The 24,715-nt window shown below is 65.1% G+C and carries 18 protein-coding genes; 12 read left to right on the top strand and 6 right to left on the bottom strand.

All coding sequences use genetic code 11. The features are described 5' to 3' along the window. Nucleotides 1-177: 177 nt before the first annotated feature. The 4 genes from N5C91_RS18040 to N5C91_RS18025 all read left to right on the top strand — a co-directional run bounded on the left by N5C91_RS18040 (nt 178) and on the right by N5C91_RS18025 (nt 4,657). A complete protein-coding gene (locus tag N5C91_RS18040) occupies nt 178-2,247 on the top strand; it encodes an aminotransferase class I/II-fold pyridoxal phosphate-dependent enzyme (protein WP_279830989.1) in 2,070 nt (689 codons plus the stop codon). A 69-nt stretch (nt 2,248-2,316) separates the two neighbouring features. Next, nucleotides 2,317-3,102 (top strand): transporter substrate-binding domain-containing protein, encoded by a 786-nt coding sequence (locus N5C91_RS18035; RefSeq protein ID WP_279830988.1) that lies wholly within the window; start codon nt 2,317-2,319, stop codon nt 3,100-3,102. 81 nt (nt 3,103-3,183) lie between these two features. Continuing rightward, on the top strand, nt 3,184-3,894 hold the full coding sequence (locus tag N5C91_RS18030; RefSeq protein ID WP_236175601.1) for an ABC transporter permease subunit: 711 nt from the start codon (nt 3,184-3,186) through the stop codon (nt 3,892-3,894). Between the two features lie 13 nt (nt 3,895-3,907). After that, nucleotides 3,908-4,657 (top strand): ABC transporter permease subunit, encoded by a 750-nt coding sequence (locus tag N5C91_RS18025; RefSeq protein ID WP_279830986.1) that lies wholly within the window; start codon nt 3,908-3,910, stop codon nt 4,655-4,657. 136 nt (nt 4,658-4,793) lie between these two features. Here N5C91_RS18025 and N5C91_RS18020 read toward each other — a convergent pair whose 3' ends face one another. Beyond that, nucleotides 4,794-5,417, bottom strand: a complete 624-nt coding sequence (locus tag N5C91_RS18020; protein ID WP_279830985.1) for a TetR family transcriptional regulator C-terminal domain-containing protein — start codon at nt 5,415-5,417, stop codon at nt 4,794-4,796. A 105-nt stretch (nt 5,418-5,522) separates the two neighbouring features. On the opposite strand from N5C91_RS18020, the gene N5C91_RS18015 reads away from it, so the two are divergent. Then, on the top strand, nt 5,523-6,536 hold the full coding sequence (locus N5C91_RS18015; RefSeq protein ID WP_279830984.1) for a succinylglutamate desuccinylase/aspartoacylase family protein: 1,014 nt from the start codon (nt 5,523-5,525) through the stop codon (nt 6,534-6,536). 143 nt (nt 6,537-6,679) lie between these two features. Here N5C91_RS18015 and N5C91_RS18010 read toward each other — a convergent pair whose 3' ends face one another. Both N5C91_RS18010 and N5C91_RS18005 read right to left on the bottom strand, forming a co-directional pair. Then, a complete protein-coding gene (locus N5C91_RS18010; protein WP_236175606.1) occupies nt 6,680-8,263 on the bottom strand; it encodes a peptide chain release factor 3 in 1,584 nt (527 codons plus the stop codon). 115 nt (nt 8,264-8,378) lie between these two features. Further along, nucleotides 8,379-9,650: a sodium:proton antiporter gene (locus tag N5C91_RS18005; protein WP_279830983.1), complete on the bottom strand. Its 1,272-nt coding sequence runs from the start codon at nt 9,648-9,650 to the stop codon at nt 8,379-8,381. 448 nt (nt 9,651-10,098) lie between these two features. Between N5C91_RS18005 and N5C91_RS18000 the strand changes: the two genes are divergently transcribed. The 5 genes from N5C91_RS18000 to N5C91_RS17980 all read left to right on the top strand — a co-directional run bounded on the left by N5C91_RS18000 (nt 10,099) and on the right by N5C91_RS17980 (nt 15,305). Next, on the top strand, nt 10,099-10,815 hold the full coding sequence (locus tag N5C91_RS18000) for an ABC transporter permease (RefSeq protein ID WP_279830982.1): 717 nt from the start codon (nt 10,099-10,101) through the stop codon (nt 10,813-10,815). A 26-nt stretch (nt 10,816-10,841) separates the two neighbouring features. Continuing rightward, nucleotides 10,842-11,783: a glycine betaine ABC transporter substrate-binding protein gene (locus N5C91_RS17995; RefSeq protein ID WP_279830980.1), complete on the top strand. Its 942-nt coding sequence runs from the start codon at nt 10,842-10,844 to the stop codon at nt 11,781-11,783. Nucleotide 11,784: 1 nt separating this feature from the next. Beyond that, a complete protein-coding gene (locus N5C91_RS17990) occupies nt 11,785-12,450 on the top strand; it encodes an ABC transporter permease (protein ID WP_236175610.1) in 666 nt (221 codons plus the stop codon). A gap of 2 nt (nt 12,451-12,452) precedes the next feature. Continuing rightward, nucleotides 12,453-13,619, top strand: coding sequence for an ABC transporter ATP-binding protein (locus tag N5C91_RS17985; protein ID WP_045209530.1), 1,167 nt, complete (start codon nt 12,453-12,455; stop codon nt 13,617-13,619). A gap of 522 nt (nt 13,620-14,141) precedes the next feature. Continuing rightward, the gene (locus tag N5C91_RS17980; RefSeq protein WP_045209531.1) at nt 14,142-15,305 is read left to right on the top strand and encodes a type III PLP-dependent enzyme; all 1,164 of its coding nucleotides are present in this window, start codon (nt 14,142-14,144) and stop codon (nt 15,303-15,305) included. Nucleotides 15,306-15,779: 474 nt separating this feature from the next. Here the strand turns inward: N5C91_RS17980 and N5C91_RS17975 are convergent, their stop codons facing one another. The 3 genes from N5C91_RS17975 to N5C91_RS17965 form a co-directional block, all read right to left on the bottom strand. Then, complete coding sequence (locus N5C91_RS17975; protein ID WP_279830973.1) at nt 15,780-17,582, bottom strand: phosphoethanolamine transferase CptA; 1,803 nt, start codon at nt 17,580-17,582, stop codon at nt 15,780-15,782. A gap of 97 nt (nt 17,583-17,679) precedes the next feature. Next, complete coding sequence (locus N5C91_RS17970; protein WP_236175612.1) at nt 17,680-18,474, bottom strand: tetratricopeptide repeat protein; 795 nt, start codon at nt 18,472-18,474, stop codon at nt 17,680-17,682. Between the two features lie 6 nt (nt 18,475-18,480). Next, nucleotides 18,481-19,161, bottom strand: a complete 681-nt coding sequence (locus N5C91_RS17965; protein WP_236175613.1) for a Fe2+-dependent dioxygenase — start codon at nt 19,159-19,161, stop codon at nt 18,481-18,483. Nucleotides 19,162-19,362: 201 nt separating this feature from the next. Here N5C91_RS17965 and N5C91_RS17960 point away from each other — a divergent pair, with 201 nt between their 5' ends. Both N5C91_RS17960 and N5C91_RS17955 read left to right on the top strand, forming a co-directional pair. Further along, nucleotides 19,363-21,669 (top strand): TonB-dependent siderophore receptor, encoded by a 2,307-nt coding sequence (locus N5C91_RS17960; RefSeq protein WP_279830969.1) that lies wholly within the window; start codon nt 19,363-19,365, stop codon nt 21,667-21,669. A gap of 181 nt (nt 21,670-21,850) precedes the next feature. Continuing rightward, nucleotides 21,851-24,400, top strand: a complete 2,550-nt coding sequence (locus tag N5C91_RS17955; protein ID WP_279830966.1) for a sulfite reductase flavoprotein subunit alpha — start codon at nt 21,851-21,853, stop codon at nt 24,398-24,400. Nucleotides 24,401-24,715: the final 315 nt, after the last annotated feature.

The raw sequence follows: 24,715 nt of genomic DNA, 5'->3' as shown, positions 1-24,715 counted from the left end.
GTCGAACTTGCGATAAGCAGCACCCGAAGATTGGAAGGGAGGGGAGTGAACGGTCTGAAAACGACATATCTGATGTCGGAAAACGCTGTTGAACACTCGTTCATCCTTGGCTATGGTGGCCCAACGCTCCTGCGGACCCTCCCGCAGGACATTCCGTCATTCGGATGAGGCCCTTGCATGCGTTATTCGTCGCTTGTGGACAGGATGGTCGGACCCGGCGTAGCCGCCTGGGACATTCATTACGCCGCCATCGCTGCCCAGCGAGCCGGCCGCGACGTGATAGTGCTCAGCGTCGGCGACCCCGATTTCGCTACCCCGGACTTCATCACCGATGCCGCCGTTTCCGCCTTGCGCGACGGCGACACCCATTACAGTGATGTAGCTGGCCGCCCGGCACTTCGCCAGGCGATTGCCGAACTACATGGACGGCGATTCGGCCAAACAGTGGCCGCCGAGAACATCATCGTGGTCGCCGGCGCGCAGAACGGCCTGTTCGCCGCCGCGATGTGCCTGCTGGAAGCGGGCGACGAGGTCATCACCTTCGATCCGGTCTACGTCACCTACGAGGCCACGCTGAAGTCCACCGGTGCCGTGCTGGTGGGGGTGCCGACCCGCCCGGAAAACGGCTTCCGCCCGCTGGCTGCGGATATCGCCACAGCGATCACGCCGCGCACCAAGGCGATCTTCCTCGCCAACCCGAGCAACCCCACCGGCGTCGTGCTGGACCGCAACGAGCTGCTGGCGATCGCCGAACTGGCCGAGGCTCACGACCTCTGGGTGGTGGTGGACGAGGTCTACGAAGGGTTGACCTTCGAACGCGAGCACCAGAGCTTCGCCGCGCTACCCGGCATGGCCGAGCGCACCCTGAGCATCGGCAGCCTGTCGAAGTCCCACGCCATGACTGGCTGGCGCGCCGGCTGGATAGTCGCCAACGAGGTCCTGGTCGGGCACCTGGAAAACCTCGCGCTGAACATGTTCTACGGCCTGCCGGGCTTCGTGCAGGAGGCCGCGCTGGTGGCAGTGCAGCGCCACGACGAGGTGGTATCGGCGATGCGCGAGATCTACCGCCGCCGCCGCGACCTGGTAGTCGCCGCGTTGAGCGATTGCCCGCGGCTGAAGGTGCTGTCGCCCGAGGCCGGGATGTTCGTCATGGTCGACGTGCGCGACACCGGCCTCAGCTCGCTGGATTTCTCCTGGCAGCTGTTCCACGCCACGGGCGTTTCGGTGCTCGACGCGGCGGCCTTCGGTCCGCAGGCGGAGGGCTTCGTGCGGCTGTCCTTCGGCTTGAGCGACGAGAGCATGGCTGAGGCCTGTGCGCGGATCATCCGCTTCGTCGAATCCCTTCCCGCACGTGCCGAATCAACTGTAGGAGCGAGGGGGACGCCATCGTTATTGCTCGCGAACGCTCCTGATGCTTCTGCGGATGTGGCTGGTTCGCGAGCAAGCTCGCTCCTACAGAAAGCAGGTCCGTCAACGGCGAAGCCGGTGATCGAAGTGCGCGATATCCACAAGCGCTTCGGCGACTTCGAGGTGCTCAAGGGCGTATCGCTGTCGGCCCGCGAAGGCGAGGTGATCTCGCTGATCGGCGCCAGCGGCTCGGGCAAGAGCACCCTGCTGCGCTGCATCAACATGCTGGAGATTCCCAACCAGGGCTCGGTCACCGTCAACGGCGAGACCATCAGCCTGACACAGAACCGCCACGGCGAGCCGCAGGTGGCCGATCAGAAGCAGCTCACGCGCATCCGCTCGCAACTGGGCATGGTGTTCCAGAGCTTCAACCTGTGGCCGCACCGCACCGTGCTGGAGAATCTGATCGAAGCACCGACCTTCGTCCTCCACGAGAGCAAGGCCGAGGCCCGCGAGCGTGCCGAGGCGTTGCTGGAACGTGTTGGCCTGGCGGAGAAGCGCCACGAATACCCGGCCTTCCTTTCCGGCGGCCAGCAGCAGCGCGTGGCCATCGCCCGCGCGCTGGCCGTGCGGCCGAAAGTGATGCTGTTCGACGAACCGACCTCGGCGCTGGACCCGGAGCTGGTGGGTGAAGTGCTGCGGGTGATCCGCTCGCTGGCCGAGGAGGGGCGCACCATGATCCTGGTCACCCACGAGATGGCCTTCGCCCGCGACGTGTCGAGCCATGTGGCGTTCCTGCACAAGGGCCTGATCGAGGAGCAGGGCACGCCCGAGGAAGTCTTCTCGCGCCCGGGCAGCGAGCGCTGCCGGCAGTTCGTCAACGCGCACCAGAATCGCTGACCGATGCCGCGCTGTCGGCGCATCGATGAGCGTGACCCAACACTAAGTACAACAATGCAGGGGATCACGATGAACAAGAAAGGTCTGTGCAATCTGATGGTGGGTGCGGCGATGCTGGTGGCCGGCGTGGCGAGCGCCCAGGCCGAGACGATCCGCTTCGCCCTGGCCGCCGAACCCTATCCGCCGTTCTCGCAGAAGCAGCCCGATGGCAGCTGGGTCGGCTTCGAGCCGGACCTGATCCACAAGGTCTGCGCCGAGATGAAGGCCACCTGCGAGATCGACGAAGTGGCCTGGGACGGCATCATCCCGGCGCTGCTGGCGAAGAAGATCGACGTGATCTTCAACTCGCTGTCGATCACCGAGGAGCGTGAGAAGCAGATCGCCTTCAGCCGTCCCTACTACGACACCCCGGTGGCCGTCGCAGCGCCCCAGGCGGTGGACGTGCAGGTCAGCCCCGAGGGCCTGAAGGGCAAGGCCATCGGCGTGCAGATTTCCACGGTCAGCTCCAACTACCTGAAGAAGTACTACGAGAAGATCGCCGACGTGCGCTACTACGACACCCAGGACTCGGTGAACGCCGACCTGGTGGCCGGGCGCATCGACCTGATGATGGCCGATGGCATTGCCGTGGCGTCCTTCGTCAAATCGCCGGACGCCCAGGCCGCCGGCATCGTCAACAAGGGCGAGGTGAAGTACGACCCGCTGTTCGGCCGTGGCGTGGGCGCGGGCATGCGCAAGGGCGATACCGAGCTGAAGTCGAAGATGGACGAGGCCATCGGCAAACTGCTCGCCAGCGACGACTACAAGGCGCTGTCGGACAAGTACTTCGGCATGAGCGTCGCGCCCAAGCAGTGACCGCGGCGCGAGCCGCTTCCGCGCCCGCGCACCGATCCGGCGCGCGGGCACGAACCTGAGCCTCCCCCCTTGGAGACGGCCATGCAAAGCATCTTCGACCTGATCGGCTTTGGTCCCAGCGGCTGGGGCCCGGCCCTGCTCAAGGGGTTGCTGGTCACCCTGCAGATTTCCGTCGGCGCCTTCCTGGTCGGCCTGCTCATCGGCCTGGCCGCGGCCAGCGCCAAGATCGGCGGCCCGCGCCCGCTGGCGATACTCGCGCGCGGCTACACCACACTGTGCCGGGCGGTGCCGGAGCTGCTGCTGATCCTGCTGCTGTTCTACGTCGGCTCCATGGGCCTGAACCAGTTCTTCGAGTGGCTCGGCTACGGCCAGGTGAAACTCAACGGCATGATGGTGGCCATCGTCGTGCTCGGCCTGGTGCAGGGCGCCTACGCCTCGGAAATCTTCCGTGGCGCCATCCAGTCGATTCCATTCGGCCAGATCGAAGCGGCGCGCGCCTATGGCATGCACGGCTTCGGCCTGTTCCGCCGGGTGACCCTGCCGATGATGGCGCCCAACGCGCTGGCCGGCATGGCCAACCTGTGGGTCAACCTGATCAAGGACAGTGCGCTGATCAGCGTGGTGGGCACCAACGAGCTGCTCTACACGGCCAAGCAGGCCGCCGGCTCGACCCGCCATTACCTGACCTTCTACCTAACCGCGGCGGCGCTGTACTACGTGCTCACTGTGCTTTCCAACCTGTTCGCGGGCTACCTGGAGCGACGTTTCCGTCGCTGGATTCCGGCGGTCTGAGCGAGGCGCGGCGATGAACGAACACTGGCTATTCGTCTACGGTGCCCTGCTGCTCAAGGGCCTGGGCACCACCCTGGTGATCCTGCTGATCTCCGCCATTCTCGGCTTCGCCCTGGCGCTGGTCGTGGCGCTGGCGCGGATGTCGCGCAACTTCCTGGTCTCGCGCCTAGCGCTGGCCTACACCAGCGTGATCCGTGGCACGCCGCTGCTGGTGCAGATCTACATCTTCTACTACGGCCTGGGCAGCCTGTTCGCGCAGTTCCCGCTGATCCGCGGCAGTTTCCTCTGGCCCTACCTGCGCGACGGCTTCTGGTACATCGTGATCGCGCTGATCCTCTCGGTCGGCGCCTACGTCGGTGAGGTGGTGCGCGGCGGCCTGAAGGCGGTGCCGCGCGGCGAGCTGGAGGCCGCTTCGGCGTTTGGCATGAACCGCTCGCTGGTGCTCTATCGCGTCTGGCTGCCACGGGCGATCCGCCTGCTGCTGCCGACGCTGGCGGGGGAGAGCGTGATGCTGCTCAAGTCCACCGCGCTGGCGTCCACCATCGCCGTGGTCGACCTGCTCGGCGCGGCCAACGTGGTGCGCGCGCAAACCTTCCAGGTGTATGAGCCGCTGCTGCTGGTGGCGGCGATCTACGTCTGCCTGACGTTCATCATCGAGGCGTTGTTTGCCGTGCTGGAGCGCACCACGCCGGTCCGCCGCGAAACCCAGAAGCCGGCGCAGCGCTCCTGGTTGGGCAAGCGTCGTGCAAGAACGGCGGTTTGAGCATTCACGGCTCGCCTGACGATCTTGCGAGCTAGCGCTGGATCAGGCGGGCAGCGCTCGAAGAGCGGAGTCTGCGCCAGTAAATGAGTATCCGAGGGCGGCGCCCAGCGACATCCAGCCGACGCGCAGCAGATCGTCAGGCATAGGCGCCGCGACGCAGGCCCTCTACCCAGCAGCGGCTGAGTTCGAGGCCATCGGCGGCGCTGAAGTTGGTCGGGTTCAGGCACCACTCCAGCCACAATCCGTCGAGCATGGCAGAAAGGCCGATGGCGGCCAGGCGCGGGCGCGCCACGCTGAAGTTTTCGGCGTGGGCGAGCTCGCTGATGAGTGTTTCGAGGATGGCAAGGTAGCTCTGATAGCCGCGCTCGTGCGCCTCGTTCACTGGCGGCGAGTGGCGGATCAGGCTCCAGAACACCACCCAGGGGCTGAGCAGGTTGGGGTCCAGCACTTGCGGTGAGAAGGAGCCGGTGAGGAAGGCTTCCATGCGCGCAGCGGGGTCGCCACCGACGGCGTCGACCTGCTGGTAGAGCGCCTGGGTAACCTCGCTGGCGAGGGTTTCATAAGCCTGGGCGACCAGCGCATCGATGCTGCCGAAGTGGTGATTGACCAGACCCACGGCGACCCCGGCTTCCCTGGCGATGCGGCGCACCGAGATGCCCGCGTGGCCATCGGCGACCAGGCACTTGAGGCAGGCGCGGACGAGATGGTCGCGGCGTTCCTCGGGTGTGACGCGCTGGGCTTTCTGGCGGGGGATATCCAAGGGCTGGCGTCCTTTTGCGGCGTCGCTGAAATCGGCAAGTGGTTCCGATACTAGGAGGCGCCGCCGAAGATTTCCATGGGCGATTCGGACAGAGGAGAGGGCTTGATGATCGAGGATGTGTCCTTCAGCGTGGCAGGGGACTCGGGCGCGGAGTTGCGCGTTCTGGCGTGGCGTATCGATGGCAGCAGGCCGGGCCCCAGGGTGCACCTGCAGGCCGGCGTGCACGCCGATGAGATCGCCGGGATGCTGGTGCTTCACGAACTGTTGCCGCGCCTGCGCGAGGCGGCCGAGCGCGGTGTGCTCAACGGCAGCGTGACGGTCGTGCCGCAAGCCAATCCCATCGGCATCGGGCAGTTCCGCCAGGGGCGAATTCTCGGTCGCAACCATGACGCGACCTCGCGCAATTTCAACCGCGGCTTCATCGCCTCGGCAGCGGCCAGCGGGACCCTGGACAACCTCACGCTGTGGCAGAAGCGCCTGGCCGAACTGGCCGCGCCGGCGGACATCGTGCTCGACCTGCACACCGACGACGAGGCGCTGCAGTATGTGTATGTCCACGAGTGCTTCTGGCCCGCCGCGCACGACCTCGCTGCGGCGTTGCGCGCGGAGCTGGCGATCATCTGGGAAGGCGATGGCGACGGTGCTTTCGAAGAGGTAGTGATCGCACCCTGGCTGGCTGAACAGCGCTTCGCGGGGCGGCTGGTTGCAACCGTCGAACTGCGTGGCCAGGGCGACGTCAGCGACGCGCTGGCGCGGCAGGATGCCGAGGGAATCTACCGTTTCCTCGGCGCGCGCGGTGTGCTGGGCGATGCAGGTCCGTTGCCGGAATGGAAGGGCGTCGCGACGCCTATGGGCTTCATGGAAACGGTGTTTGCACCGGCCGCTGGGGTGCTGGTTTTCGAGCGTGAACTGGGCGAGTTCATCGAGGCGGGCGAGCGCTTCGCGCGCATCATTTCGCGCCCCGGCGATGCCAGTAGCGAACATATCCTGCGGGCGCCGCAGAGCGGACTGTTCGCCACCCGTTACCGTGACCGCCTGATTCCCCTGGGCGCCATCGCGGGCAAGTTCACCGGTACCGCGCCGTCCAGCACCTGGAGCTCCGGGGCGCTCGACCCGTAAGGGCTGCTCTTCGTAGGAGCGAGCTTGCTCGCGAACGAACCCCGCTGCGGGTCCTGGGTTCGCGAGCAAGCTCGCTCCTACAGAAAACAAACGGCAAAAACAAAAACGCCCGCGCAAGGCGGGCGTTTTCGTGAGCGGCGAACTCAGTGGTGTTCGCGGGTGGCGCGGAAGGTGACGTCCGGCCAGCGCTCTTCCATCAGGCTCAGGTTGACGCGGGTCGGGGCCAGGTAGGTTAGGTGGCCGCCGCCGTCCACGGAGAGGTTCTCGAAGGCCTTGTCCTTGAACTCCTTGAGCTTCTTCTCGTCCTTGCACTCGATCCAGCGCGCGGACCAGACGTTGATCTGCTCGTAGGCGCACTCGACCTTGTATTCCTCCTTCAGGCGGCTGGCGACGACGTCGAACTGCAGCACACCGACGGCGCCGAGGATGATGTCGTTGTTGCGCTCGGGGAAGAACACCTGAGTGGCACCTTCCTCGGCCAGTTCCTGCAGGCCCTGGCGCAGCTGCTTGGATTTCAGCGGGTCCTTCAGGCGTACGCGGCGGAACAGTTCCGGGGCGAAGTGCGGGATGCCGGTGAAGCCCAGCGCCTCGCCTTCGGTGAAGGTGTCGCCGATCTGGATGGTGCCGTGGTTGTGCAGGCCGATGATGTCGCCGGCGAAGGCTTCTTCCAGCTGCTCACGCTCGCTGGAGAAGAAGGTCAGCGCGTCAGCGATCTTCACGTCCTTGCCCAGGCGCACGTGGCGCATCTTCATGCCCTTCTCGTACTTGCCCGAGCAGATGCGCATGAAGGCGATGCGGTCGCGGTGTTTCGGGTCCATGTTCGCCTGGATCTTGAACACGAAGCCGGAGAACTTCTCCTCGGTCGGCGCCACGGTGCGCTCGTGGGCGCCACGCTCCAGCGGTTGCGGGGCCCAGTCGACGATGCAGTCCAGAACCTGGTCGACACCGAAGTTGCCCAGCGCGGTACCGAAGAACACCGGGGTCATTTCGCCCTTGAGGAAGGCGTCCTTGTCGAACTCGTGGCAGGCACCCTGCACCAGTTCCAGCTCTTCGAGGAAGTTGTCGTAGAGGTCGCCCAGGTGCGCGCGGGCTTCGTCCGAGTCGAGCTTGTCGATGACCCTGGTCTCGATGCGCTCGTGGCCGTGGCCCGGCACGTAGACGATGATCTTGTCCTGGGCGAGGTGGTACACGCCCTTGAAGTCCTTGTAGCAGCCGATCGGCCAGGTGATCGGCGCGGCCTTGATCTTCAGCACCGCTTCGATCTCGTCGAGCAGCTCGATGGGGTCGCGGATGTCGCGGTCGAGTTTGTTGATGAAGCTGACGATGGGCGTGTCGCGCAGCCGGCAGACTTCCATCAGGGCGATGGTGCGCGGTTCGACACCCTTGCCGCCGTCGAGGACCATCAGCGCCGAGTCCACCGCGGTCAGGGTGCGGTAGGTGTCTTCGGAGAAGTCTTCGTGGCCGGGGGTATCGAGCAGGTTGATCATGTGCTCGCGGTAGGGGAACTGCATCACCGAGGTGGTGATGGAGATGCCGCGCTGCTTCTCCATCTCCATCCAGTCGGAGGTGGCGTGGCGGTCGGACTTGCGCGACTTCACGGTACCGGCGACGGCAATCGCCTTGCCCATCAGCAGGAGCTTCTCGGTAATGGTGGTCTTACCGGCGTCGGGGTGGGAAATGATCGCGAACGTGCGGCGCTTCGCGACTTCGGCGGCTTGGATGCTCATGGATGGGTGCCTGGTCGATTCGGTGAAGACGGGCGGCAAGCGGCCCGAAAAGCGCGGGATTATAGCCTGAATCGAGGCGCCGCCGGCAGACCCGGCGACGCAAGGCTCCAAGCCTTCAGTGCTGGTTGTCGGCGGCGGGCTCGGCGCCCTTGTAGATGCGCCGTACCAGCGGGCCGATGGACAGGCCCTGGAGCAGGATCGACACCAGTACCACCACGTAGGTCAGGCTGAGGATCAGGTCGCGTTGCTCGCCCAGCGGCAGGGACAGCGCCAGGGCTACCGAGACGCCGCCGCGCAGGCCACCCCAGACGAGGATGCGGATGGTCCCGGCGGGCACCTGGCGGCGACCATTGTCGGTCTGCCGCAGCACGACGATGGCCGGGGCCACGGTGAGCAGGCGCGAGATCAGTACCGCGCCGCCGAGGACGAAGGCGGCGACCACGTGCAGCCAGTTGAATGGCAGCAGGAGCAGTTCCAGGCCGATCAGGGCGAACAGCAGGGCGTTGAGGATCTCGTCGATCAGCTCCCAGAACTTGTCGATGTAGCGCCGCGTTTCGTCGGACATCGCGTACTGCCGCGCCTGGTTGCCGATGATCAGGCCGGCCACCACCATGGCGATCGGTGCCGATACGTGCAGCCGCGCGGCCAGCGCCGCGCCGCCGATCACCAGGGCCAGGGTGAGCATGACTTCCACCTGGTACTGGTCGATGCCGCGCATCATCAGGAACACCCCGTAGCCCAGCGCCGCGCCGAACAGGATGCCGCCGATGGCTTCCTGCACGAACAGCCAGGCGATGCTTGCGGCAGTGGGCGTTTCGCCGGCCAGCAGGATGCCCAGCAGGATGGTGAACACCACCACGGCAGTGCCGTCGTTGAACAGCGACTCGCCGACGATGGTGGTGGCCAGCGGCTTGGGCGCGCCGGCGGACCTGAGGATGCCGAGCACCGCGATGGGGTCGGTGGGCGAGATCAGCGCGCCGAACAGCAGGCAGTAGATGAAATCCACGTGCCAGCCGAAGAGGGCGAAGGTGTAGTAGGCCAGGTAGCCGATCACCGTGGTGGCGATCAGCACGCCGAAGGTTGCCAGCAGGCCAATCGGCCACTTGTAGTTGCGCAGGTCGGCGAGGTTCACGTGCAGGGCGCCGGCGAACAGCAGCGCGGGGAGGAACCAGGTCATCAGCACATCGGAGAAGTCGATGCGGCTGATGATCTGCTGCATCTCGACCTCGAGCACCGGGTAGCCGATCAGCGACATGCCCTGGGCGATGAAGGAAAAGATCAGCGCGGTGGCCATGACGCCGATGGTTGGCGGCAGGCGGATGAAGCGGTAGTTGACGTAGGTGAGCAGGGTGGTCAGCGCGATGAACGCCGCAGCCAGATCAAGCATGGCGATGAATCTCCGTGGTAGGCAAGAACGCCGGCCCCGAGTGACCTATCCATGGGTCGGGGGCACGCGAAAGGATCCCGATGATAACCGCTGAGCGAATCTGCGTGCGTTTTCGCCGGGCGCATCCGCCGTTGGGCAAGTGGCGCAGGGTGATGGTTCAGCCTGATCGCGACTTTTTTCGAAAAAAAGTTTGTCCGCCACAGCCCCCGGACCATGGGGGCTGAAGCCGAATGCGCGGCCGCGCGATGGCACAAGGATGGCAATTTTATTGAACGTAACGGCACGCACGAAGGTCCACCCCTTCGCGACGACAATCCGCAGGCGCTTTCGCAAGTACTTGATTCTCGTCGCGTTTAATCGAGGTCCCAGGTAAGTCTCAGGACGGGATCGAGCGTCACTTGAGCGCGGCGATGCCAGTCGCCGCGCACCCGAAGGGAGTCCCCCAACCATGGTGAAGTCCACCACGGGCAAGGCCCTGTTCGGCGTCTGCTTCGCAGTCGTTGTGCTGGCTTTGCTGATCCACTGGATCACCCCCGCCACTCTGTGGCAGTACCGCGAAGACCTGCTGTTCTACCTGCAGGCGCACCTGATCCTGGTGTTCGCGTCCATGTTTGCCGCCATCGTGGTCGGCATCCCCGCCGGCATGCTGCTCAGCCGGCCCGCGCTGCAAGGACAGGCCGAGCGCCTGATGCAGGTATTCAACGTCGGTAACACCATCCCGCCACTGGCCGTACTGGCCATCGCCCTGGCGATAGTCGGGATCGGCAACGGCCCGGCGATCCTCGCGCTGTTCCTCGCTTCGCTGCTGCCCATCGTGCGCAATACCTACGAGGGCCTGCGCGCCGTGCCGGCGTCGCTCAAGGAAGCGGCCACCGGCATCGGCATGACGCCGCGGCAGGTGCTGCTGCGGGTCGAGTTGCCCAATGCGGTGCCGTTGATCATGGGCGGCGTGCGCATCGCCCTGGCGCTGAATGTCGGCTCCGCGCCGCTGGCCTTCCTGATCGGCGCCAACAGCCTGGGCAGCCTGATCTTCCCCGGCATCGCCCTGGACGACCAGTCCAAGCTGCTGCTCGGCGCCGTGTGCACTGCGCTGCTGGCGCTGGCACTCGACGGCTTGGTGGTGCTGTTCAGCCGCGGCTTCCTGGAGCGGGGGTTGGCGAAATGACCATGGCCTATCTGAAAGGAGCCCGCATGACACGACGTCTGCTCGGTGCGCTGGGCCTCGTGCTCGCCGCTTCAACCGGTCTCGCGCAGGCGGCCGATGTGATCCGCATCGGCGGCAAGCCGTTCACCGAGCAGCGCCTGCTCACCGCCATCACCGCGCAGTACCTGCAGAGCAAGGGCTACGAGGTGAAGGTCACCAATGGCCTGGGCAGCACCCTGGCGCGCAGCGCGCAGCAGAGCGGCCAGCTGGACCTGGTCTGGGAGTACACCGGCTCATCGCTGATCGTCTACAACAAGGTCAAGGACAAGCTCGACGCCAAGCAGTCGCTGGCCAGGGTCCGCGAACTGGACGGTAAGAAGGGCCTGGTCTGGCCCACGCCTGCGCCGTTCAACAACACCTATGCGCTGGCGATGCCCGAGGAGCAGGCCGAACAGCTTGGGGTGCGTACCCTCAGTGACCTCGCCCGGGTAATGAAAGAGCAGGGCGACAAGCAGACCCACCTGTTCGCCATGGACCCGGAGTTTGCCGGCCGCCCGGATGGCCTTGCGCCGATGAGCGAGCTGTACGGCTTCCACTTCACCCGCGACGACGTGCGGCAGATGGATGCCGGGCTGGTGTACACCGCGCTGAAGAACCGCCAGGTGTTCGTCGGCCTCGTCTACACCACCGATGGCCGCCTGAAGGACTTCAAGCTGCGCGTGCTGGAAGACGACAAGCAGTTCTTCCCGTTCTACAACGCCGCGCCGGTGATGCGTGCCGACCTGCTGCAGAAGCATCCCGAGCTGAAGACGCTGTTCGACCCCATCGCCAGGCTGCTCGACGACGAGACCATGCAGGCGCTCAACGCCCAGGTCGATATCCAGCAGGAGCCGGTGCAGCGTGTGGCGCAGCAGTTCCTGCGCGAGCACCAGCTGATCGGCGACAACGCGCAGACCACGCAGAAGCAGCCTGCCGGGGAGGAGAACTGACATGGACTTCATGACCGTGATTTCCCGCCTCGACTGGGTGCAGGTCGGCCAACTGACGCTGCAGCACCTGATGCTGGTGTCCGTTGCCGTAGGCCTGGCGATTGTCGTCGGCGTGCCGCTGGGCGTGCTGATGACGCGCTTCAAGTGGCTCGCCGGGCCGTTGCAGGGCGCCGCTACCGTGGTGCTGACCATCCCCTCCATCGCGCTGTTCGGCCTGATGCTGCCGCTCTACTCGAAGATCGGCCAGGGCCTCGGCCCGCTGCCGGCGATCACCGCGGTGTTCCTCTATTCGCTGCTGCCGATCCTGCGCAACACCTACCTGGCGCTGACCAACGTCGAGCCCGGTATCCGCGAAGCCGGCAAGGGTATCGGCATGACCTTCTGGCAGCGCCTGCGGATGGTCGACATCCCCATCGCCGTGCCGGTGATTCTCGCCGGCGTGCGTACCGCCGTGGTGATGAACATCGGCGTGATGACCATCGCCGCGGTGATCGGCGCCGGCGGCCTGGGCGTGCTCATCCTCAATTCCATCAGCCAATCCAACATGCCCATGCTGGTGGTCGGCGCGGTCCTGGTGAGCCTCCTCGCCATCGCCGCCGACCTGCTGCTGCAGTGGCTGCAGCGTGCGCTCACCCCGAAGGGCCTGCGCCCGCAGACAGGAGACTGAACATGATCGAACTCGACCAACTGACCAAGACCTTCACCCTCAAGGACGGCAAGGAATTCCGTGCCGTGGACAAGGTCAGCCTGACCGTGGAGAAGGGTGAGATCTGCGTATTCCTCGGCCCCTCCGGCTGTGGCAAGACCACCACGCTGAAGATGATCAACCGCATCATCCAGCCTACCTCCGGGCGTGTGCTGATCGACGGCCAGGACACCCGCGAGCTGGACGAAGTGACCCTGCGCCGCCACATCGGCTACGTGATCCAGCAGATCGGCCTGTTCCCCAACATGACCATCGAGGAAAACATCATGGTCGTGCCGCGCCTGCTCGGCTGGGACAAGCAGAAGTGCAAGGACAAGGCGCGCGAGCTGATGGCCATGGTCAAGCTCGAACCCAAGCAGTACCTGTCGCGCTATCCGCGCGAGCTGTCCGGTGGACAGCAACAGCGCATCGGGGTGATCCGCGCGTTGGCGGCGGATGCGCCACTGCTGCTGATGGACGAGCCGTTCGGTGCGGTGGATCCGATCAACCGCGAGTCGATCCAGAACGAGTTCTTCGAGCTGCAGCGCAAGCTGGGCATGACCGTGATCATGGTCAGCCACGACATAGACGAGGCGATCAAGCTGGGCGACAAGGTGGCGGTGTTCAAGAGCGGCCGCCTGCTCCAGTTCGATCATCCGGACACGCTACTGGCGCACCCGGCGGATGAGTTCGTCAGCGCCTTCACCGGCCAGGACAGCACGCTCAAGCGCCTGCTGCTGGTGCGCGCCGAGGATGCCGCGGACAGCAGCATCGTCACCGCCAACCCGCAGACCACGGTCGCCGAGGCGCTGGAGAAGATGGAGGAGGACGACCGCCGCTACCTGGTGGTAGTCGACGCCAACGGCAAGGGCCTGGGCTACGTGCGGCGCAAGGACATGCGCCGCAAGGATGGCGTGTGCAGCGACTTCCTCAACGAGTTCCGTGTCACCGCCAGCCACGACGAGCACCTGCGCATCCTGTTGTCGCGCATGTACGAGTTCAACAGCTCGTGGCTGCCGGTGCTGGATGCGGACGGGCAGTTCCTTGGCGAGGTGACGCAGGAGTCGATTGCCGATTACCTGAGCTCGGGGCGCTCGCGTGGGCGCAAGACCAACATCGTCTCGCCAGCTGAAGTCGCCCAGGCATCGTAGGGGACTACCTGTAGGAGCGAGCTTGCTCGCGAACCCGATTCCCTGCTGCGGGGCCAGGTTCGCGAGCAAGCTCGCTCCTACAAAAGCTTCTTTATCCCACTCGTAAACGTTCTCCCGCACCACCCATCCCGAACAGCTGAACTCCCCCCTCTGTCACCGGTCGTTAACTCAGTAGGCCGATGATGCTGAAACCCGTCGAAAGCCCCGTTCTGTGCGGTATTCCGTGCATTTTGTTGAGTATCCAAAACAGTCAACCGGCAGTGCGACAAAGGGATGTAAAAAAGCGGCAATTCAGGGTTGAACTCATGAACTTCAGGTCCTAAAGTTCGCGCCCGAACGTCCATGCTGGAAACGATCCATCCGGCTCAAGTACTGACGACGAGAGATAGCCGGTGCCTTGCCCCGGTATCGGTAATGCTCGGCGACATGCCTTGGGAAGTAGGCGAACCAAAGTGGGGAAACGGATTCGACGTTCAGCTTCACCCCTACGAATAACCTGTTCTGCCATTTGGAGTCCCAACCATGTCCATCAAGGTCGAGGATTACTTCGCCCCCGAAACCTTCCAGCGCATGAAGGCATTCGCCGACAAGCAGGAAACCCCCTTCGTCGTCATCGACAAGCAGACCATCGCCGATGCCTACGACCAGCTGACCGGCTGCTTCCCGTTCGCCAAGATCTACTACGCGGTGAAGGCCAACCCCGCCACCGAGATCACCGAGTTGCTGCGCGACAAGGGCTCGAACTTCGACATCGCTTCCATCTATGAGCTGGACAAGGTGATGAAGACCGGCGTGCGCGCCGAGCAGATCAGCTACGGCAACACCATCAAGAAAGCCCGCGACATTCGCTACTTCTACGAGAAGGGCGTGCGCCTGTTCGCCACCGACTCCGAAGCCGACCTGCGCAACATCGCCAAGGCCGCGCCGGGCTCCAAGGTCTACGTGCGCATCCTCACCGAGGGCTCCACTTCCGCCGACTGGCCGCTGTCGCGCAAGTTCGGCTGCCAGTCCGACATGGCCATGGATCTGCTGGTGCTGGCCCGCGACCTGGGCCTGGTGCCCTACGGCGTGTCCTTCCACGTTGGCTCGCAGCAGCGTGACATCGGCGTGTGGGACGCGGCCATCGCCAAGGTCAAGGTCATCTTCGAGCGCCTGAAGGAAGAAGACGGCATCGAACTGAAGCTGATCAACATGGGCGGCGGCTTCCCGGCCAACTACATCGCCAAGACCAACAGTCTGGAAACCTACGCCGAAGAGATCATCCGCTTCCTCAAGGAAGACTTCGGCGATGAGCTGCCGGAAATCATCCTCGAGCCGGGCCGCTCGCTGATCGCCAACGCCGGCATCCTGGTCAGCGAAGTCGTGCTGGTGGCGCGCAAGTCGCGTACCGCGGTGGAGCGCTGGGTGTTCACCGACGTGGGCAAGTTCTCCGGCCTGATCGAAACCATGGACGAGTCCATCAAGTTCCCGATCCACGTGGAGAAGGCGGGCGAGCTGGAAGAAGTGGTGATCGCCGGCCCGACCTGCGACAGCGCGGACATCATGTACGAGCACTACAAGTACGGCCTGCCGCTGAACCTGGCCGCTGGCGACCGCCTGTACTGGTTGTCCACCGGTGCCTATACCACCAGCTACAGCGCGGTGGAATTCAACGGCTTCCCGCCGCTGAAGGCGTTCTACCTGTAAGCCCTGCTTGATTGAAAAAGCCCCGCCGATGCGGGGCTTTTTCATTGCGTGTGCGGTGAGTTGGTGCTCAGTCGTAGGCGCAACTGTCTTCTCTGGATAGTCCGTCGCTGCGTCTTCCCCCTCACCCCAGCCCTCTCCCAAGGGGAGAGGGAGCCTTCCGTGCCGGCTGTTGCCGACGTTTCATCCTGCACCGAACGGTCCCCTCTCCCCCTGGGAGAGGGCTAGGGTGAGGGGTGGCCCAAGCGCAGAAGTATCTCGTAGGAGCGGACTGCGTCCGCGATCGATTCAAGACCGCCGAGGACATCCAGGGAGCACGATGCCCCTGTAGGAGTGAGCATGCTCGCGAACACCTTGATCCCGCTGCGGAGGGCGGTTCGCGAGCAAGCTCGCTCCTACAGAGGACCCTGTGATCATGCCAGGCAGAATGAAAAACGCCCCGCGTTGCGGGGCGTTTTTCATGACATCAGCAAAGACTCAACCCTCGTTGGGCTGCGCCTTCACCGGTGCCTGTGCGGTGGCTGGCGCCTTGGTGCCGGTGGCGATTTCCTGCTGTTGTGCGGCCTTGTCCAGCGGCAGCTTGTCGAACTCGTGCAGGCCGTCCTTCTTGTACGGGTCGCCGATCCAGCGCGGCGCAGCGGCGAACTGCTGGTTCACCAGGCTCTTGGCCGGCTCGAAACGGTCATAGCTCAGGCCGGCGAGGTCCGACAGGGTGTGGATCAGGTGCGAGCTGCTGTAGGAGCGGTTGGCCACCGCCTGCAGGTCGCGGGGGTGCTCCGCCTGCCAGCTCGGCGAGGTCCAGACCATGAACGGAATGGTGTACATCGGCCGGGTCGGGTCCATCTCGTTGCGGCCCAGGCGATCATGGTTGCCCGAGCTGTAGACCTCTTCGCCGTGGTCGGAGAGGTAGAGCATGAAGCCATTGGCGTTGGCGGCCGAGTAGCGCTTGATCAGGCTCGACACCACGAAGTCGTTGTAGCGCACCGCGTTGTCGTAGAAGTTGTAGGTCTCCACCTGGTCATCCGAGAGTGCCGAGGGCGCGCCCTGGCGGTCCTTGAAGTAGGCGAACTCGTCCGGATAGCGATAGCGGTAGTCCATGTGCGTGCCCAGCAGGTGGACGACGATGAACTTCTTCTGCGCCGGGTCCTTGAGGGCCTTCTCGAACGGGTCCAGCACCACGCCGTCGTACTGGCTGGCGTTCTGGTTGCGCTGGTTGTTCAGGTACGCCTGCTCGTCCGTCTGCTGGGAGAAGGTGGTGAGCATGGTGTTGCGCTTGGTCATCGTCTGCTGGTTGGTGATCCAGAAGGTCTTGTAGCCTGCCTGTTTCATCAGGTTGATCAGCGACGGATCAGTGAGGAATTTGTCCGGGTTCTGCTCATCACCGAAGGTGAGGATCTGCTGCATCACCTCGATGGTATAGGGGCGCGGTGCGACCACGTTCTGGAACACCGTCAGGCCCTGGCCGCTGGCGGCGAGGGCGTCGAGGTTCGGCGTGGTGTCGCGGCCGTAGCCGTACAGGTGCATGTGCTGGCGAGTGGTGGATTCGCCCAGCACCAGTACCAGGGTGCGCGGCGCGTCGCCGCTGCTGTCCTTGAGGTCCTGCAGGGGCGGCAGGGAGGCGTTCTGCTGCAGCAGCTTCTGCATGTTTTCCAGCTGCTGGCGGTACTGGACATAGCCGACCACCAACTGCCAGGGTACCGCCGGCTCCATGCGCGACTGTACCTTCTCCACGGCCTGGGCGAAGGTGCGCTCCTGGGTGACCATCTGCTTGTAGAACGGATAGACCAGGTTCAGCGCCACCAACAGGATGGCCAGCGGTACGCGGGCATAGGCCGGCATGCTGACCGGGCGGATGCGCCTCCACAGCAGTACGGCGACCACGCTGTAGGCCAGCAGGGCCAGGCACAGCCAGAGGCTGAAGTACTGGCTGAAATACTCGCCGGCCTCGGCGGTGTTCGATTCGAACATCACGAAGATGACGCTCTGCGAGAACTCCTGCTTGTAGATGCCGAAGTAGCTCAGCCCCACCAGCGAGGCGCCCCAGAGCACCAGGCCGATGATCGCGGCGATGCCCTTGGTGAAGCGCGGCAGCAGCAGCGGCGGTGCGAGCCACAGGCTGCTGAGGAAGAACGCGTCGCGGAAGCCGGCGAAGCCGGTAGTGCCGCTGAACAGGATCAGCGCCTGGGTAACGCCGGAGAAGTACCAGAAGAACAGCAGGAGCCAGCCCAGGGCGGCCCAGTCCACGCGTTTGCGCGCTGCGGGAGATGATGTGTTCGACACTTGCGCCTCGTCGTTGCCAGGCGGCTGCCGAACGTTCCGGCAGCCAGGTTAGCCGGCGAAGCTAGCAAGACGGGCGTGAAAATTACGTCAAAGGGTGTCAGGCGACACCCATCTGTTTGGCAAGGTGATGCAGGTCCGACTCATCGCCCAGTTCGGCGGCGCGCTGGAAGTAGGCCAGGGTCAGCTCCCGCAGGCTGGGCGGCATGGAGGCGGCGAGCTGCTCGCGGGCCACGCGGAGGAAGTTGAGGTTGCCGCCCTCCAGCGCGCGTTCCAGCCAGATACGCGCGGCTGGCAGGTCGCCACGCTCGGCAAGCACCGAGGCGTGGCTGAACTGGCCGCGGAAATCACCGGCTTCGGCCGACCGACGGTACCACCGGTGGGCAGCATCCAGGTCGCGCGGCACGACCAGGCCTTCCTCGTGGAAGCGCCCGACCAGGTTCATCGACTTGGCATGGCCCAGCGCCGCTGCGCTCTGGTACAGCGCCAGCGCGCGGGCGTCGTCGCGCTCTACGCCGCGTCCGGTGGAGAGCAGGTTGGCCAGGTTGTACATCGCCCAGTCGAGCTTGCGCTGCGCCGCTATCGCGTAGTGACGGGCGGCTGCGGCCTCATCCTGCGGGCAGCCCCAGCCGTGCTCCAGGCAGCGTCCGAGCATGTTGCGCGCCATGGCGTGGCCACGCTCGGCGGCGATGCCGAACCAGGTCAGGGCGAGGCCGGCATCCTGCTCGATGCCGTGGCCGTCGAGGAGGATCTGGCCGAGCAGTGCCTGGGCTTCGAGGTCGCCATCGCGGGCGCCGGCAAGGATCAGCCGGGCAGCCTGTCGTGGGTTGTCGGCGAGTTGACCGGTGAGGTCTTCGGCGTTGATTTCTTCAGTGCGGCGCAGGACAAAGCTCATGGCGGGTCAGACGTCCACCCAGCGGCGCAGCAGGTTGTGGTAGGTGCCGGTCAGCTCGATCAGCGCCGGATGCTCCGGCACATCGCGGGTCAGCGCCTGGATCGACTGGTCCATCTGGAACAGCAGGGCGCGCTGGCTGTCTTCGCGCACCAGGCTCTGGGTCCAGAAGAACGAGGCGATGCGCGCGCCGCGGGTCACCGGGTTGACCTTGTGCAGGCTGGTGGCGGGGTAGAGCACCAGGTCGCCGGCCGGCAGCTTCACCTGCTGGGTGCCGTAGGTGTCCTGGATCACCAGTTCGCCGCCGTCGTAGTCATCGGGGTCGCTGAAGAACAGCGTCGAGGACACGTCGGTGCGCACGCGCTCGCGGCCGCCCTGGGTGTCTCGCACGGCGTTGTCGATGTGGAAGTCGAACGAACCACCGCCGGTGTAGCAGTTGAACAGCGGCGGGAAGACCTTGCTCGGCAGTGCGGCGGACTGGAACAGCGGGTTGCTCCACAGGCGCTGCAGCATGGCCTCGCCGATCTCGCGGGCCAGCGGATGGTCCTGCGGCAGTTGCAGGTTGTGCTTGGCGCGGGACGACTGGTAGCCGGCGGTGACCTTGCCGTCGGCCCACTCGGCCTGCTCCAGGGCGGCGCGGATGCGCGCCACCTCATCGCGGGTGAAGACGCCAGGAATGTGCAGCAGCATGGGCCGGTTCCATCAGGTTCGATAATTTGCCAATGATAATGATTTGCAACAGATCGGTACAACCGCCATACCCCTACTTCCGACAGGGAGAAAGTGTAAAAGTTGTAAATCATCTGCGTATGGTAATGAATGTGAATTGATACAAATTCTTATTTGCAATAGATTGCGCGGCCTTCATGAGCCCCTGGGGAGGGAGTTTCGATGTCGCGTCAATCCACCGAGTTCGCCGGCAGCAAGCCGCGCCTTCTAGTCAGCGCTGTCGGCGTGGCGATCACCGCCATGTCCGGTACCCATCTGGCCCACGCCGCCGAAGCTTCGTCGAAGAAGTCCGGCCAGGACGTGCTGTCCCTGGACGCCGACACCGTCGTTGGCACCCAGCAGCAGGACCCGACCACCTACAACGTCGAGAAGTCCGCGTCGAAGAAATACACCGCACCGCTGCTGGATACGCCGCGCTCGGTAACCGTGGTGCCGCAGCAGGTGATCAAGGACACCGGCGCGCTGACCCTGCAGGACGCCCTGCGTACCGTGCCGGGCATCACCTTCGGTGCCGGCGAGGGTGGCAACCCGACGGGTGACCGTCCGTTCATCCGTGGTTTCGACGCACAGAGCGACACCTACGTCGACGGCGTGCGCGACACCGGCGCGCAGTCCCGCGAAGTCTTCAACCTCGAACAGATCGAAGTCAGTAAAGGCCCGAACTCGGCCTTCGGTGGCCGCGGCTCGGCCGGTGGCAGCCTGAACCTGATCAGCAAGCAGGCCAAGGCCGGCAACTTCACCGACGGTAGCTTCACCTACGGCTCCGACCAGACCCGCCGCTACACCCTCGACACCAACCAGGAATTCCTCGACGGCAACGCCGCCTTCCGCCTCAACCTGATGACCCACGACCAGAACGTCGCCGGTCGCCAGGCGGTGGACGCCAGCCGCTGGGGTATCGCGCCGTCGCTGACCTTCGGCCTCAACGGCCCGACCCGCGTCACGGTCAGCCACTACCACCTGGAAAGCGACGACACCCCGGACTCCGGCATCCCCTACGCCAAGAGCGCCGACCGCAGCAAGCACAACCCCGACAAGCCGGTGAATGTCGACCGCGACAACTACTACGGTCTGGAGGACCGCGACTTCCAGAAGAGCCGCATCGACACCAGCACCATCACCTTCGAGCACGACTTCAACGATGCCCTGGGCCTGCGCAACACCCTGCGCTACGGCACCGCGCACCAGGACTACATCTGGACCCAGCCCGACGACAGCCAGGGCAACATCAACAACGGCACGGTCTGGCGCCGCAACAACAACCGCGTCAGCACCACCACCACGGCGACCAACCAGACCGACCTGTTCGGCGAGTTCTACCTGGCCGGCTTCAAGAATAGCTTCACCACCGGCCTGGAATTCACCCGCGAGGACAGCAAGCGCGACGGCTATACGGTGAACACCAACACCGGTTCCAGCGCTGGCGCCAACAAGTGCCGCCCGGCCATCGTCGGCGCGCCCAGCGGCTACAACTGCACCAGCCTGGAAAACCCGAACCCGCACGACCCGTGGAACGGCAGCATCGTCCGCAACTACAAGCCGCTGAACACCGTGGCCACCACCAAGGCGATCTACGGCTTCGATACCATCGACCTCAACGAGCAGTGGCAGGTCAACGTCGGCGCGCGCTTCGACAGCTTCGAGACCACCGCGAAGAACCATGGCGTGTCGCCGACCACCAAGTTCGAAGACAGCTCCAGCTTCTGGAACTGGCAGGCTGGCGTGGTCTACAAGCCGGCGCCCAACGGCAGCATCTACGCCTCCTATGCCACCTCCGCGACCCCGCCGGGCTCGATGCTGGACAACGGTGACACCGGCAACGCCGTGGACACCTTCGCGGTGAAGAACAACCTGGAGCCGGAAGAAACCACCAACTACGAAATCGGCACCAAGTGGAACTTCCTCGATGAGCGCCTGGAGCTGACCGCAGCGATCTTCCGCACCGACAAGGACAACGCCCGCGTACTGGTCGCCAACCAGACCTACGACAACGCCGGCCAGTCCCGCGTCGACGGCATCGAGCTGTCCGCCAGCGGCAAGATCACCGACAAGTGGAAAGTCTTCGCCGGCTACAGCTACCTCGACAGCGAGCTGGTCAAGGCCGGCAAGGCGGGTCGTACCGGCACGGTGAACACCACCGCGCCGTCCAACGACGGCAACAAGATGCCCAACACCCCGGAAAACAGCTTCAGCCTGTGGACCACCTACGACGTCCTGCCCAACGCCACCATCGGCGGCGGCACCTTCTACGTCGACAAGGTGTACGGCGATGTGGCCAACACCATGTATGTCCCGGACTACTGGCGCTACGACGCGATGGCTTCCTACAAGCTGAGCAAGAACCTCGACTTCCAGCTCAACGTGCAGAACGTCTTCGACAAGCAGTACTTCGACAAGGCCTATGCCGCGCACTACGCGTCGCAGGCGGCCGGCCGCACCGTGCTGCTGTCCACCAACTTCCACTTCTAAGGGCGCGCACTCCTGGCGACCCGCCCCGGCCGATGCTCCTCGGCCGGGGCTTTTCTTTGTCCGGGCCTTTTCCGCTGAGGGTAAGGCCAGGGTAAAGATTGTTAAAACGGCTGCGTTTGCGAGCCATTCTCATTAAAATGCCCGCCCTGCGTGATGGGTGTCCGAAGGTGAAGCCGCGGTGTTGAAGAAAGTCCTTTTCCAGTTGCATTGGCTGTTCGGTATCAGCGCAGGGCTTGTGCTGGCGCTGATGGGCATCACCGGGGCGATGCTGTCGTTCCAGGACGAGATCCTGCGCGCCATCAACCCCGACAGCCTGGTGGTGGAGAAGCGCGCCGAGTCCGTGCTGCCGATGGACGAACTGATCCGCCGGGTGGAAAGCGCCGAACCAGGCAAGAAGGTCGCCTTCTTCTGGCTCAAGACCGAGGGCGTGGAATCCGCGCGCATTTTCTTCACTCCGCCACCGGGCCAGCGCCGTGGCGAATCCCTGTATGTCGATCCCTACACCGCAGAAGCCCTGCCCGCGCCAGTGGGCGAGGGCGCCTTCATGTTCATCATGCAGCTGCATCGCTTCCTCGCCGCCGGCGAAGTCGGCCAGCGGATCACCGGCGCCTGCACCCTGATCCTGATCTTCTTCTGCCTCTCCGGCCTGTACCTGCGCTGGCCGCGCAAGGCGCTGAACTGGCGCACCTGGCTGACCTTCGACTGGCGCAAGAAAGGCCGCGCCTTCAACTGGGACCTGCACGCCGTGGCCGGTACCTGGTGCCTGGTGTTCTATCTGCTGGCCTCGCTGACCGGCCTGTACTGGTCCTACGAGTGGTACCGCAACGGCCTGTTCAAGCTGCTCGACGACGCGCCTGCCGGCCAGGCCAAGGGCGGCCAGCGCGGTGGCGGCAAGCGTGGCCCGGCGCCCGAGGGCCCGCCGCCGGTAGTCGATGCCACCGCCATCTGGAACACCATCCAGCAGACCGGCGGCGCCGCCATGACCGCCTACAACCTGCGCTTGCCGCCGGTGAAGGGCCAGCCGGCCACCGTGTTCTACCTCCTCGATGACGCTGCCCACGAGCGCGCCTTCAACGAGATGACCATCGACCCGGCCAGCGGCAAGCTGCTCAAGGACCGCCGCTACAACGACAGCAGCGCCGGCAAGCAACTGCTCACCAGCGTCTATGCCCTGCACGTCGGCAGCTATTTCGGCCTCACCGGACGCATCCTGATGATGCTCGCCAGTCTGGCCATGCCGCTGTTCTTCATCACCGGCTGGCTGCTCTACCTCGATCGTCGCCGCAAGAAGCGCGCGGCCCTTGCCGCCCGTGGCGAGCTGGGCAATAACGCTGGCGGCGCCGACTCCTGGCTGGTGGGCTACGCCAGCCAGAGCGGTTTCGCCGAGCAGCTGGCCTGGCAGAGCGCCGGTCAGCTGCAGGCTGCTGGCCTGCCGGTACGCGTCGAACCGCTGGGCAAGCTGGACCGCGTGCAGCTGGAGCAGACCCGCAATGCGCTGTTCGTGGTCAGCACTTTCGGCGAAGGCGAGGCTCCGGACAGCGCCCGTGGTTTCGAGCGCCAGGTGCTCGGCCAGTCCCTCGGCCTCAACGACCTGCGCTTCGCCGTACTTGCCCTGGGCGACCGCCAGTATGAGCACTTCTGCGGCTTCGCCCGGCGCATGCAGGGCTGGTTGCAAGGGCAGGGCGCGCGCCCGCTGTTCGATGGCGTGGAAGTGGACAACGGCGACGCCGCCGCGCTGCATGACTGGCAAGTGCGCCTGGCCGAACTCTCCGGCACCGCGCCGCAAGTGGCCTTCAGCTCACCAGCCTTCGAGGTGTGGACGCTGAGTGGTCGTGAGCACCTCAATCCTGGCAGCCAGGGCGAGTCCACCTGGTTGCTGCGCCTGACTGCGCCCAGCGATTCGCAGGTCGACTGGGCCGCCGGCGACCTGGTGGAAATCGTTCCGCGCCAACCGGAATTCCTCGTCAGCCAATGGCTCGAACGCCTCGGCCTCGACGGCTCCGGCAGCGTGCAGGTGGATGGCCTGGCCATGCCACTCAAGGACGCCCTGGCCGGCTGCCTGCTGCCGGGCAACCTCGAACACCTGGTCGGCCAGCACGGTCAGGCAGTGGTTGATGCGCTGATCAAGCTCTCGGTGCGCCAGTACTCCATCGCTTCGCTGCGCAGCGAAGGCGCCCTGGAGCTGATCGTGCGCCAGGAGCAGCACGCCGACGGTTCGCTGGGCATCTGTTCCGGCTGGCTGACCGAGTACCTGCCCGAGGGCGGCAGCCTGCTGCTGCGCTTGCGCCGCAACCGCAGCTTCCATCTCACCGAGGATGACCGTCCGCTGATCCTCATCGGCAACGGTACCGGCATCGCCGGCCTGCGCGCGTTGCTGCAGGCGAGCGTTGCCGAAGGCCGCTCGCGCAACTGGCTGCTGTTCGGCGAGCGCAACATCGCCCACGACTTCTACTGCCGCGACGAGCTCGAAGGCATGCTGGCGCGCGGCGAGCTGCAGCGCCTGGACGTCGCCTTCTCCCGCGACCAGGCCGAGAAGGTCTACGTGCAGGACCGCCTGCGCGCCAGCGGCGAAGCGCTCGCCCAGTGGCTGCAAGAGGGCGCGGTGATCTACGTCTGCGGTAGCCTGCAAGGCATGGCCGAGGGCGTCGATCGTGCCCTGCGCGAGATGCTCGGCGATGCCGAGGTCGAGGCGCTGCTGGAGAGCGGGCGCTATCGGCGCGACGTGTATTGAGCGGGCGTTGGGCGTAGCCCATCGCGGACCGAGTCCACTCCCACGCTCAGCATGACCGGCTTTTCGTAGGAGCGAGCTTGCTCGCGAACGGATTTGCCGGCGACTCCAGCGCTGGACGGGTTCGCGAGCAAGCTCGCTCCTACAGGATCAAAAGCGGGCGCTATCGGCGCGACGTGTATTGAGCGGGCGTTGGGCGTAGCCCATCGCGGACCGAGTCCACTCCCACGCTCAGCATGACCGGCTTTGCGTAGGAGCGAGCTTGCTCGCGAACGGGCTCCCCGGCGGCTCCTGCGCCAGGCCGGTTCGCGAATTTCG

Source organism: Pseudomonas sp. GD03903 (assembly GCF_029840045.1).
Classification (GTDB): domain Bacteria; phylum Pseudomonadota; class Gammaproteobacteria; order Pseudomonadales; family Pseudomonadaceae; genus Pseudomonas; species Pseudomonas pseudonitroreducens.
The sequence above is the reverse complement of the archived record's forward strand: the minus strand, read 5'-3'. Positions and strand labels throughout refer to the sequence as shown.

What these genes read in the sequence shown, in the direction of transcription:
- N5C91_RS18040 (WP_279830989.1), top strand. Translation starts at nt 178, where the DNA reads ATGCGTTATTCGTCGCTTGTGGACAGGATGGTCGGACCCGGCGTAGCC.
- N5C91_RS18035 (WP_279830988.1), top strand. Translation starts at nt 2,317, where the DNA reads ATGAACAAGAAAGGTCTGTGCAATCTGATGGTGGGTGCGGCGATGCTG.
- N5C91_RS18030 (WP_236175601.1), top strand. Translation starts at nt 3,184, where the DNA reads ATGCAAAGCATCTTCGACCTGATCGGCTTTGGTCCCAGCGGCTGGGGC.
- N5C91_RS18025 (WP_279830986.1), top strand. Translation starts at nt 3,908, where the DNA reads ATGAACGAACACTGGCTATTCGTCTACGGTGCCCTGCTGCTCAAGGGC.
- N5C91_RS18015 (WP_279830984.1), top strand. Translation starts at nt 5,523, where the DNA reads ATGATCGAGGATGTGTCCTTCAGCGTGGCAGGGGACTCGGGCGCGGAG.
- N5C91_RS18010 (WP_236175606.1), bottom strand. Translation starts at nt 8,263, where the DNA reads ATGAGCATCCAAGCCGCCGAAGTCGCGAAGCGCCGCACGTTCGCGATC.
- N5C91_RS18005 (WP_279830983.1), bottom strand. Translation starts at nt 9,650, where the DNA reads ATGCTTGATCTGGCTGCGGCGTTCATCGCGCTGACCACCCTGCTCACC.
- N5C91_RS18000 (WP_279830982.1), top strand. Translation starts at nt 10,099, where the DNA reads ATGGTGAAGTCCACCACGGGCAAGGCCCTGTTCGGCGTCTGCTTCGCA.
- N5C91_RS17995 (WP_279830980.1), top strand. Translation starts at nt 10,842, where the DNA reads ATGACACGACGTCTGCTCGGTGCGCTGGGCCTCGTGCTCGCCGCTTCA.
- N5C91_RS17990 (WP_236175610.1), top strand. Translation starts at nt 11,785, where the DNA reads ATGGACTTCATGACCGTGATTTCCCGCCTCGACTGGGTGCAGGTCGGC.
- N5C91_RS17985 (WP_045209530.1), top strand. Translation starts at nt 12,453, where the DNA reads ATGATCGAACTCGACCAACTGACCAAGACCTTCACCCTCAAGGACGGC.
- N5C91_RS17980 (WP_045209531.1), top strand. Translation starts at nt 14,142, where the DNA reads ATGTCCATCAAGGTCGAGGATTACTTCGCCCCCGAAACCTTCCAGCGC.
- N5C91_RS17970 (WP_236175612.1), bottom strand. Translation starts at nt 18,474, where the DNA reads ATGAGCTTTGTCCTGCGCCGCACTGAAGAAATCAACGCCGAAGACCTC.
- N5C91_RS17965 (WP_236175613.1), bottom strand. Translation starts at nt 19,161, where the DNA reads ATGCTGCTGCACATTCCTGGCGTCTTCACCCGCGATGAGGTGGCGCGC.
- N5C91_RS17960 (WP_279830969.1), top strand. Translation starts at nt 19,363, where the DNA reads ATGTCGCGTCAATCCACCGAGTTCGCCGGCAGCAAGCCGCGCCTTCTA.